The following is a 10,268-nucleotide window of genomic DNA, read 5'->3' on the forward strand; positions in this document are numbered from 1 at the left end:
TCAGTTGCGCTCGCGTCACACACCACGGTCTACCGGATCAGGACCCGCCGCGAAGGTGAATCACACAGATTGATCACGACCGAATACGCGCCCTAACGCGGACTCGAACGAAACCCCAGCTCAACGCCGCGCAATTGGACACTCAATCGCGGAACCTACAGACGGCCAGCAGCATCAGCTGCGGCTGGCCCACCACCAGGCGGTCACCAGGCTGCGCGCCAAGGGCTGGCTGCCGCCGCCCCGGCCCCGGGCCGCGCAGTTGCGCCCAGGCCCGACGCCCGCCGGTGGAGGGCCGGATGCCGGGGGAAGGCATCGCCGAGTCGCGGGCGTGCCGGCGGGCCTGCATCACCCAGGCGTGACTTCGCTCGACCACCCAGCGCCGGGGCAGGACCACGAACCCCTTCGCGTCCTTGGGTCGGCTGACCGTCTTGACCGTGAGGTGCGACGGGAGCCGAGGAGCTATTCCAGCGCCTGCCGGGACGATCTGCAGCTGGAGCCCCACGAGAATCTCGTGGGGCTCCAGCGTCCAAACGTAATGATAGCCAGACGGAGAGGCAGTCCGTCAGTGCCCGTCAGGGAGGCTGTCCTGGCGGATTGCTTATTCTCCGCCGATGCCTGGAGTCTTTCCGTAGTAGGGGCGAACGGTACTGGCCAGCTTCCGCTGGATCGACCGAAGTGTCCTGATAGTCGACTCATCGCTGAGTCCCGTGGTCGTCGGCCATTCGACGCCGGAACCCATGAGGTCGCTTACGAAGACGATTTCAACGGCCAGGAGGATGCGAGCCCAGTCCGCCGGGGCGATTGGGGAGTCATCCTTGAGTGCAGACCGAAGCCTTCGGCATTGATCGAGCAGGTCCTGTACGTTCTCGAAGCCCATACCGGCAGCGAGTCGGTCACTGCACCAAGCCGGCCCACCCCATTCCAGGAGCGCTCGTCCCAAGAGTTCAATTTCGCTCTGGTCAAGCAAGCTTCGCGCTGTGGCGTCAAGTTGTTGCATCAATTCAGCGTACTCCAATATTCTTCCAGCGTTTCCGGGTTTCGGCGGAACACGGTACCGCCATCCGGGTGCATCGGGTCATGGATGACGATGGTTGTGCCGTCCTTTCCGAGGAACGCCTTCCGGCCGCTTCCCAGTTCCTTGGTTCGCGCAGGATTCTTCATTACGCTCTCCGTGAGCTTGTGAAGATCGTCTACCGACAGGCCTGGGAATTCGAGTGCGTGCTTTCCTCCGGCATGCCCGCTGGCGATATCTGCGGCGTCCTCGATGCGCTCCTCGTCAGTGCACCATGAAGCGTTGTGAACCAGCACCGGAATGCTTCCGGCGAGCACATAGTACGTGTGGACGGTGTTGACGGTGAGGTTGTAGGCGGGCTGGGCGGAAGCCCACTTCTTGGTGTTGGTGATCTGTGCTGGCTGACCGGTGTCCGTGCGCACGAGATCGCCGGCCGCGAGGTCAGCGGCGTTTCGCCAGCCGTGATTCTCCGACCAGAACGGGTGCCGGTCAGTGGAGGTAATCGTGCCGACCGTAGCGCCCGCCGACGCGATAGTGAGGTCGGTGAATTCGCGGTCGTCGGGTGTATAGATGGTGGCATCGACGCGGTGGGAGGTGGTTTCGCCAGATTCTGGATCTGTCGCCCGAACGTAGTCGCCGACCCTCACCTGCTCAATCGGCAGGGTTGATCCATCCGCCATCAGAACCCGAGTACCGGCAGGGAAGCTGTTCCTCCGCAGGCATGCCTTGAGCGTGTTCTCGAAGCGGTTGAGTCGTGACGCCTTGGCCGCATCCTCGACAGTTTTTGCCTGCTTTGCGATCGCGCGGAGCTTGAGGACCTTTCCAGCGGGGAAGGCCCCTGCGGCGATTTCTGCACAGGCACTGACGTTCTTCTGCTTGATGCACTCTTCGAAGCTATCCACGCCGGCAGCTGATTTGAAGAACTGCATCAGGCCCTTATTGAACTCCTCGTTGGTATCGATGACTACGGCCTTGTTCCCTCCCTTCATGAAGACGCACGCCGTCGTGGCTCCGGGGCTGAACGCGCCACCGCTGTGGCAGGTGTTCTTCTCCTGACCCTTCGCGTCCTTCGCAACCTGCTCCAGATGTTCCCTGAGTACCCTTTCGAACTCCTGCTTGGCTTCCTCCTCGACCTTCTTGGCCTCGGCCTGGATGCCCGCTTCCTCAGCCTTCAGTGCGGCTTCGCGTTCCTGGATCTTCTTCTCCGCGACAAAGCCCCAGGCCTCGTCCTCAGCCTGCTTCGCCTGCGTGGCGTCCTTGCCGGCCGCGACCGCCGAGGCTCGGGCCTGCGACGCGGCCGTGCGGGCCGCTTCGGCGGATCCGAGTGCCTGGTTGGCGGAAACCCGGGCCCGGGCGGCAGAGGCTGCGGCCTTGCCTGCATCGCGTGTGGCGGCCTGGGCGGCGTTGCGGGCGGTGGCGGCGGATTTGGTTGCTCGGGTGGCGGCGGCTTCGGCGTCCTTGGCGGAGGTCTTCGCGGTCGCGGCGTACTGGGCGGCCTGGGCGGCGGAGGCCTGGGCCTGGTTGCGGGCGTTGTCGGCCTCGCCAGATGCGTTGCTCGCCACGGCTGCGGCCTCGGTGGCCTCCCAGGCGTCCTGCTGGGCCTTCGCCGCAGTCTGGGACGCTTCGGCGATCAGGCGGCGCATCTGCGCGGCGTGGGTGGTGGCGAGCTGGTCCTTGCGGTCGGCCATGTACTGGCCGGTTGTCAGGAAGTCGTGGACGAGCTCGGGCGTGCCGGACAGCGCGAACTTGGCCGCGGCCTGGACCTCAGGTCCGCCGCTCGCGAGCAGTTGGGTGGACTGGACCCGCTCATCGATCTGGCGGGCGGTGTGCTGGCCAGCCGTCAGGAAGGCAGTGACGGCCTTGGGGGAACCGTCCCGCAGGGCCTTCTCAGCGGCCTCCTTGACGCTGGTACCGCCGGTGGCCATCAGCTGGACCGCGCGGACACGGTTGTCGATGACCGCGGCCTCGTACTGGCCAGCGGTGTAGAACGCCTTGACCTGGTCGTCGTCGCCCTTCAGTGCCTGGGCGGCTGCGGTGCGCACGGCCTCGTCGGGGCTGTCCTGGGCGATCTCGCGCACGCTCTGGCGCATGTCGTCCCGCTCCGCCTTGTCGCGGCCGGCCCGCAGCCAGTCCAGGATGGTGTCGTCCGTACTGGAGAGGGCGTTGGCGGCGGCTTCCTGGCTCCAGGGGCCGCCGGTCTTCATGGCCGTGAATGCGGCTTTGCGACCCTTGGCGGCGAGTGCCTTGGGGTCCACGTCGGGGCGGGCGGCCTCTGCCGTCAAAGCGGCGGCCTCCCGGTCCTGGGCCTGCCAGTCGCCGAGCATAGTGCCGATGCCTGCGGTGACCTCGTCGTCGTCGGCCTTCAGGTCGCGGGCGACCTCGACGGAGGCGGCGGTTCGGGCGGCGAGGTCTTCGGCCTCGGTCTTGCGCGCGATCTCGTAGACGCCGCCGGCGGTCTTGACGGCCTCGCTCGCTGTGCTCGCGGCCTTCCTGGCTTCCTCCGCCTGGCGGGTGGCCTCGGCGGCCGCGCCGGCGGAGGCGCCCGCGTGCTGGGCGGCGTTGTCCGCAGCGGTGGCGGCGTTCTCAGCGTGCGTGGCGGCGGAGCGGGCGGCGTCGCGTGCCTGGTAGGCGGCCTCGGCGGACTGGCGGGCCAGTGCCGCAGAGGCGTTCGCGGCCCGGTCGGCCTCCCTGGCGTGACGGCGGGCCTGCTCGGCTGCGGCCTGCGCACGGTTGGAGCCGGCCCCGGCGGCCTTCGCCAGGCGGGCGGCCTTCTCCGCGGAGTCGGCGGCGGCGTTGGCGTTGCCGCCGGCGCTCTTGGCAGCGTCCGATGCTTCGCCCGCAGCCTTCGAGGCGTCACCGGCACGCTCGGCAGCCTGCGCGGCGCGCTCGGCATCCTTGGCCGCGTTGCGTGCCTCCTCGGCCCGCTGGCGAGCCTCGGCGGCCTTGCCGGCGTCGGAGGCGGCGGCGCTAGCCGCCCTGCGGGCGTTGGACGCGGCCAGAGCCGCACCGGACGCGGCGCTGGCGGCCTGCGCTGCGGCACTGGCGGCGATACGGGAGGCCTGGTTGGCGGCGCCGGCGGCGGAGACCGCCTGCTGGGAGGCGGCCGCGGCGCCCTGGGCCGCGTCCGCGGCTCGTCCGGCTGCTTCTGCGGCGCGGGCCAGGTCCTTGCCCGCTGCCTCGGTCTCCTTGGCCGCTTCCTGCGCGTTCTCCTTGGCTGCCCGGGATTCGTCGACCGCGCGTGCGGAGGCGGTCTTGGCGGCGTCCTTGGCGGCCTCGGCCTGGGCGCCGGCCTGCTCGGCCTGGTCGGCTAGCTGTGAGATGGTGGCGCGTTCCTGGTCCCGGGCGCGGGCCACGAACTGACCCACCTCCAGGAACTCGACGACGTCGGCGGGCGTGCCGTTGCGCAAGGCGACCTTGGCCGCCTCCCTCATCGCCGGGCCGCCAGTCGCGAGTAGCTGTGTCACCCGGACGCGATTGTCGATCTCCTGGGCGTCGTACTGGCCCTGCTCGAGGAACTTCTTCACGTCTTCGGGCGTGCCCTTGAGCGCCGCGGTGGCCTGCTCCTTGACGCTCACGCCTCCGGTGGCGAGGAGCTGTACGGTCCGGACCCGCCGGTCCTGCTCCAACGGGGTCTGCCAGCCGTCCTTGAGGAAGGCGCGCAGGTCGTCCTCGGAGCCCTTCAACGCCTTGGTGGCGGCCTCGCGCACACTCACATCGCCGAGGCTGAGCATCTGTACGGCTGTAACGCGGTCATCGTGGTACCGCTCGATGTCCTTTTGGACCCCGAGGAACCGCTTGACGTCCTCGTCCGAACCGGTTAGTGCGGCCTCGGCCGCCGCCTTCACCCCGGGCCCGCCGATCGTCCACAGCGTGAGGACGTAGCCGCGGTCCACTACGGCGGATGGCGCCACGTCAGGAGCGGGTGTCGCCGCGAATACGGGTGCCGTGCCGAGCAGGCCGGCCGCGAGCGCCGCTGGCAACAGAAGTGCGCACGCACCGCGCAGGCCCGCTATCCGGCTTCTCCCACGCAGGGGCGTCATGGCGGTTCCCGGCGCTCCCACGGAGCGCGAGGGGTGTTTCACAATCCATTCCTCTCAAGGGGGGGTGTCATCTCGCGACCGAACCACCCGACGCCTCGACATTGCGCAGACAGGCACAACGGAAGGCCACCGTGTATGCCAGTGCGAGAGAGGGCCAAGTGATCATGGAATGTGGTCGCGGAATGAATCGTCATCATCCGCCGAGAAATGATCTTGCAGAGATCAGAGATAGATCTTTTGGCAGATGATTGCTGATATCTTACGCATGCTTTACTAAGTCATCACACGTGCGCAGGGCGGGCCGCCGCCCTGGCGTCACCTCAGGAGCGAAGGACCCCCATCTTGCTGATATCCCGTTCCCGGAAGGCCGTCCTGGCCGCCGCTGTCGCCACCCTGACCGCAGGCATCGGATTCGCGTCCCTCACGGCCGCCCAGGCCGCCCCACAGCCCTCCGCCGCTGCCCTCGCGGCCTCCGCCATTCCCTCCGCCATCGAGGACTTCCAGCACCCCGGAGCCGAACGCCTCCTCAAGGACCGGAAAGTCTCTCTTAAGCAGGGCGACGGGCACATCCGTCTGAAGGAAGGCCCGGGCAACAGCATCCCGACCGACTGCCAGGCGTCGAACGAGATCTTCGTCGAGTCCCGCCTCGACAAGGCCGGCTACTGCTTCACCGTCACCGGCAAGACCGGCTACCTCGCCATGGAGGTACCGGACGTATACATAATCTGGACCGAGGACCGCTCCGTCACCGCCCGAGTCGTCGCCGCCGAGCAGGAAAAGAAGGTCGACATCGGCGCAAACTCGTACGCACCCGTCGGCGACGGCTTCCCTGGCGGCAAGCGCGCCGTCCTCGTCGAGCTGCGCGTCACCGGCTGACCAATCCGCTGCCCGCATCCCCTGCCGCCGCCCGGCGCTGAGACACCACCGCAACACCCGGCACGCCGGTCACCTTCCAGCGCCGGATATGTCCGCCAACGTGATGCAGCCCGAACGCACCAGCCACCACCATCGGTACGCCCAGCGCGCTGTCCGCGCCCGCGACACGGCCACTCCGGGACTCCCCCAACAATCCTCAAGGACTGAACTCTTGTCTGGCACCACCGCGCGTACTTCCTGGAAGACCGCGCTCCTCACCACCGCCGTCACCGCCGGCGCGCTCACCACGCTCTCCGCCGCACCGGCCGGCGCCGTCCCCGGCGACCCCGCCGCCAACGGCTCCTACGCCTACACCGCCCGTCTGGCGATCGGCGACAACGTGCGCGCCTGCACCGGCGCGCTGGTCGACCGGTACTGGGTGATCACCGCCGCGTCCTGCTTCGCCGACGACCCCGCGCAGCCGCAGGCCCTGACCGCGGGTACCCCCAAGTGGAAGACCACCGCGACCGTCGGCGACAAGACGGTCGACGTGGCCGAAATCGTGACCCGTCGGGACCGCGACCTGGTCATGGCGCGCCTTGCCACCCCTGTCACCGGCGTCGCGACGCTGCCCGTCGCGACCGCCGTACCGACCGCCGGCGAGAACCTTCGGGTTCCCGGCTACGGCCGGACCAAGGACGAGTGGGTGTCGAACAAGCTCCACGCGGGGGCCTTCACCCTCGACACGGTCACCGCGTCCGCTATCGGCACCACCGGTACGGGCGGCGCGGCGATCTGCAAGGGCGACACCGGCGCTCCCGCGATCCGTGAGAAGAACGGCAGGGCCGAGCTCGTCGCGGTGGCCTCCCGTTCCTGGCAGGGCGGTTGCCTCGGCGAGACCGAGACCCGTACCGGTGCTTCCTCCAGCCGGGTCGACGACCTCGCCGGCTGGGTCCAGCAGACCGTCTCCACGTGGGGCACCAAGGTCGACTACTCCTCCGCGGTCGTCAACTCCGTGTACAACCCGGACACCAAGACCGCCGAGATCTTCGCCCTGGGCACCGACGGCGTTCTCGCCCACGCCTCCAACACCGAGGGCCAGGGCTGGACCGGCTGGACAGCGCTGGGGGACTGGCAGTTCAGCGGCATCCCCGCGACTATCTACAACCCCGCCACCAAGGCTCTCGAGCTGTTCGCCATCGGCAAGACCGGCGAGCTCGGCCACAACTACTGGGACCCGGGCACCAGGACGTGGGTCGGCTGGAATGTTGTCCCCAGTGCCCTCAAGCTCAAGGCCAACCCGGTCGCCGTGTTCAACCCCTCGAACCAGACCGCCGAGGTGTTCACCCTGGACACGAACGGCTACATGGCCCACTCCTACAGCACCAACGGCGCCCGCTGGGACGATGTCCGGGGCCTGGGCAGCTGGCAGTTCACCGGCACCCCCACCACCCTCTACAACCCCGCCACCGACGCCGTCGAACTCTTCGCCACCAGCAGCCGCAACGAACTCGGCCACCTCTACTGGGACAACAAGGCCAAGACCTGGAGCGACTGGGGCACCATCGGCGGCCAGGCCGTGACCGGCAGCCCCACCGCCGTCGTGAACCCGGCCAACAACAGCGCCGAGGTCTTCATCACCACCACCAACAACACGATGGCCCACGCCTACAGCCTCAACGGCGCCCGCTGGTCCGACATCACCACCATGGGCGGCTGGCAGTTCAACGGCACCCCCACCGCCGTCTACAACCCCGCCGCCAACTCCGTCGAACTCTTCGCCGTCCGCAACACCGGCGAACTCGGCCACAACTACTGGGACAACAAGACCAAGACCTGGGCCGACTGGAGCACCATCAGCGACTGGAAGTTCTCCGGCACCCCCTCCGCCACCTACAACGCCTACATCAACACCCTCGAACTCTTCGCCACCGGCACCAACGGCACCATGTCCCGCGCCACCTACCAGAACAACCAGTGGCTCACCTGGGAAACCATGCCCGGCTGGACCTTCGCCATCACCGGCTGACCCAAACCCACCACACCAGCCGACCAGGCCGCGACAGCACAGTGCGCCCGCACAGGCAGCCCCACTGCGGGCGCACGCCCCTCTGGCAGCGGCCAGGCATGGCGCGGGCGGGACCGGACGACCGTCCGGTCCCGCCCGCGCCCGTCTTCCTCGCACGCCACCGGCAGCGGCCAGACATGAGAGGAAGCAAGGCCCACCGCAGGCGCGGCAACCCGAGCCGCCGCCCATCCGGTCCGGCGGCTGCCAGACCGCCAAGGACAGGATGGGAAAGGAGAGGTTGTCGACGTGGCGAGTTCAACCTTGACGGCCACTCACTACGGCACCTGAACTGCACGTTCATCCCAAGTCTGAACGTGGAAGCCGTCCGGCGCCACCCGGTTGAGGTGGGACGGCCGGGCTGGCAAGGAGGCCTCACGAACGTCACGCACGAAGGATCGGGGCCTGTCCAGTGAACGGCTCTGTTCCGTGGCCGGTGAGAACGCAGCGTCACCACCGGTCGCGGAGCGGAGCCACTCGTTTGTGCAGCCCCAAGGGCCGCAGGCCACGTTCACGGCTTTCGGGCAGGGGTGCGCCGTGCCGTACAGCGCCGGCTGGCCACGGCATCGAGCCGACACCGGCGCGTGGGAAGTCGCACTCCTTGTGGTGAGGTATCCCCGCAAGGCCCGCCGGTGAGCCGTAGATTCACTGTGACGACCGGTGACCGGCACCGAGCGGGCCTGCCACTGCGGCGGTCCGCACAGGGAAGAGAACGGCCGCGAAGAAGAAGGCCGCCGCCACGAGGGCGGGCGCGGCGAAGACGGCCACCCCCGTTCCCCCGCGGAAGGAACAGGCCTCGGCACCCGCCGCAAGGAAGACCACCCGGAAGACGACGGCGAAGGACAGCACCCGGCCCAAGGCCGCGACGAAGCGGACGGCCACGGCCAAGGAGGCGACCCGGGCGAAGGCGGCACCCTCCGGTGGCAAGACCCCCGTTGAGGCGACCGCGCCGACGGAGGGCCGCCGCCGACAGGTAACGGACGCGGACAGCGTCCTGGGGGTTCTATCGAAGGCGGGGAAGCCGCTGCGCGCCCGCGAGGTGCTCGACCTGCTGGGGCTGGACGCCCTCGAAGGGAACATCAACGCGCTCCGCACCAGGCTGGAACGCCTCGCCAGGGACGGCCGCGCGCAGCGGCCCGGGCGCGGCCTCTACACGGTCACGGCAGGCCGGCCCGAGAACGGGAAGTGACCACGCCGACAGGGCGGCCGGCTTCTCTGCCGGCCTGCGGGCCTGGGGGCGATCGCGGCACTGAGCATTGTGCCGCCCGCGCTGGACGACGCCCGGCCGGGCGCGGACGGGCGGGTCCTGTCTGTCCGGGTGCCGTGGAGGCGGCGCGCTGCTTCCACGGCCGGGCGGCGTAGTTCGCGGCGGTTGCGACGGTCCGCCGGGCTCGAGGAGCACGACTACCGGACCTCGACCCGAGCCCGCCCCATCACTACACGCGCGGTTCTATGCTGCTGTCCGGCCCGCAGCCCGAGGAGTCATGATGGCGGACGAGTACGTCTGGCTGATCTGCGACGAGGTACTCAATGCGGTAGTGCTGACCGACCCCGGGCCCTATTCCATCGAGGTCGTGAAGCTGCTTCACCGGCGAACCGGGCTGAGCCTATGGCGCAGCAAGTCCCTCATCAGCCGCGTGCCGGCCACCATTCTCGAAGACGTGCCGCGCGAGATGGCTGAAGTCGTCGTACGTGAACTCCTCGAGGCAGGAGCCCACGCTGAGGTGCGGCAGCAGTAGCGCCCACAGACCGCTTTCACGGAGGCGCGGGCAGGGCCGATTCCGGGAGGCGCCAACAACGCCTTCGATGTCGCCGCTGGTCGCGACTCCACGCTACGAGGGGAATGGCGTAACAAGCTCCGAGAGCGGGAGGACTGCGGCGACTACCACCGCCCGCGCGGTGCTCTCGGCGGCCAGGCGCCCTATGAACGACGCAAGCGGAAGATCCCAACCAGGCTGCGACGGGTGCACATTTAGCCGTTGACGGCGTAGACGCGGACCAGGTCCTTCCCGCTGATCAGGTGGAACCGGGCGGGGTCCGTGTTGACCGCCTTGGCGATCTCGCCGTCCCGCCAGTTGGACGGATCGAGCGCGAGGTACTGCGCACCGCTGCGTCGCAGGTCGGTGTGGAGGGCGTCGAGGTCGTCGGTGGCCGTGACCTGGACAAGCTTGCGTTCCATCTTGAGGCCGATGAGCGGCAGCTGAGCTGCCCCGAGTTTCGTAGAGGCCGGATTGTGTGATCTATGCGGCGTTCGGGGTGTTCAACGAACAGTAGTACATGGCTTCGAACTCCTCGG

Annotated in this window: 7 protein-coding genes and 1 pseudogene; 4 read left to right on the top strand and 4 right to left on the bottom strand. The window is 68.6% G+C overall.

The annotated features are described in order from the left end of the window. Positions 1 to 319: 319 nt before the first annotated feature. A pseudogene (locus tag ACIO9K_RS37755) lies at positions 320 to 442 on the bottom strand (IS5/IS1182 family transposase); the annotation flags it as partial. Between the two features lie 554 nt (positions 443 to 996). Beyond that, positions 997 to 5,052 carry a polymorphic toxin-type HINT domain-containing protein gene (locus ACIO9K_RS37760; RefSeq protein ID WP_400336429.1) on the bottom strand — a complete coding sequence of 1,352 codons (4,056 nt, stop codon included), beginning with the start codon at positions 5,050 to 5,052 and terminating at the stop codon, positions 997 to 999. Between the two features lie 342 nt (positions 5,053 to 5,394). On the opposite strand from ACIO9K_RS37760, the gene ACIO9K_RS37765 reads away from it, so the two are divergent. Next, complete coding sequence (locus ACIO9K_RS37765) at positions 5,395 to 5,928, top strand: hypothetical protein (protein WP_400336431.1); 534 nt, start codon at positions 5,395 to 5,397, stop codon at positions 5,926 to 5,928. A 211-nt stretch (positions 5,929 to 6,139) separates the two neighbouring features. Further along, positions 6,140 to 7,936, top strand: coding sequence for a trypsin-like serine protease (locus ACIO9K_RS37770; protein WP_400336433.1), 1,797 nt, complete (start codon positions 6,140 to 6,142; stop codon positions 7,934 to 7,936). Between the two features lie 681 nt (positions 7,937 to 8,617). On the opposite strand, the gene ACIO9K_RS37775 is transcribed toward ACIO9K_RS37770, so the two are convergent. After that, positions 8,618 to 8,899, bottom strand: coding sequence for a hypothetical protein (locus ACIO9K_RS37775; protein WP_400336435.1), 282 nt, complete (start codon positions 8,897 to 8,899; stop codon positions 8,618 to 8,620). Positions 8,900 to 9,011: 112 nt separating this feature from the next. Here ACIO9K_RS37775 and ACIO9K_RS37780 point away from each other — a divergent pair, with 112 nt between their 5' ends. Both ACIO9K_RS37780 and ACIO9K_RS37785 read left to right on the top strand, forming a co-directional pair. After that, positions 9,012 to 9,161 carry a hypothetical protein gene (locus ACIO9K_RS37780; protein ID WP_400336437.1) on the top strand — a complete coding sequence of 50 codons (150 nt, stop codon included), beginning with the start codon at positions 9,012 to 9,014 and terminating at the stop codon, positions 9,159 to 9,161. A gap of 298 nt (positions 9,162 to 9,459) precedes the next feature. Further along, complete coding sequence (locus ACIO9K_RS37785) at positions 9,460 to 9,711, top strand: ribosomal protein L7/L12 (protein WP_400336439.1); 252 nt, start codon at positions 9,460 to 9,462, stop codon at positions 9,709 to 9,711. 233 nt (positions 9,712 to 9,944) lie between these two features. Here ACIO9K_RS37785 and ACIO9K_RS37790 read toward each other — a convergent pair whose 3' ends face one another. Next, positions 9,945 to 10,151: a hypothetical protein gene (locus ACIO9K_RS37790; protein ID WP_400336441.1), complete on the bottom strand. Its 207-nt coding sequence runs from the start codon at positions 10,149 to 10,151 to the stop codon at positions 9,945 to 9,947. Positions 10,152 to 10,268: the final 117 nt, after the last annotated feature.

It is taken from the genome of Kitasatospora sp. NPDC087271, assembly GCF_044744605.1.
Lineage (GTDB): Bacteria > Actinomycetota > Actinomycetes > Streptomycetales > Streptomycetaceae > Kitasatospora.

What these genes read in the sequence shown, in the direction of transcription:
- ACIO9K_RS37760 (WP_400336429.1), bottom strand. Translation starts at nt 5,052, where the DNA reads ATGACGCCCCTGCGTGGGAGAAGCCGGATAGCGGGCCTGCGCGGTGCG.
- ACIO9K_RS37790 (WP_400336441.1), bottom strand. Translation starts at nt 10,151, where the DNA reads ATGGAACGCAAGCTTGTCCAGGTCACGGCCACCGACGACCTCGACGCC.
- ACIO9K_RS37785 (WP_400336439.1), top strand. Translation starts at nt 9,460, where the DNA reads ATGGCGGACGAGTACGTCTGGCTGATCTGCGACGAGGTACTCAATGCG.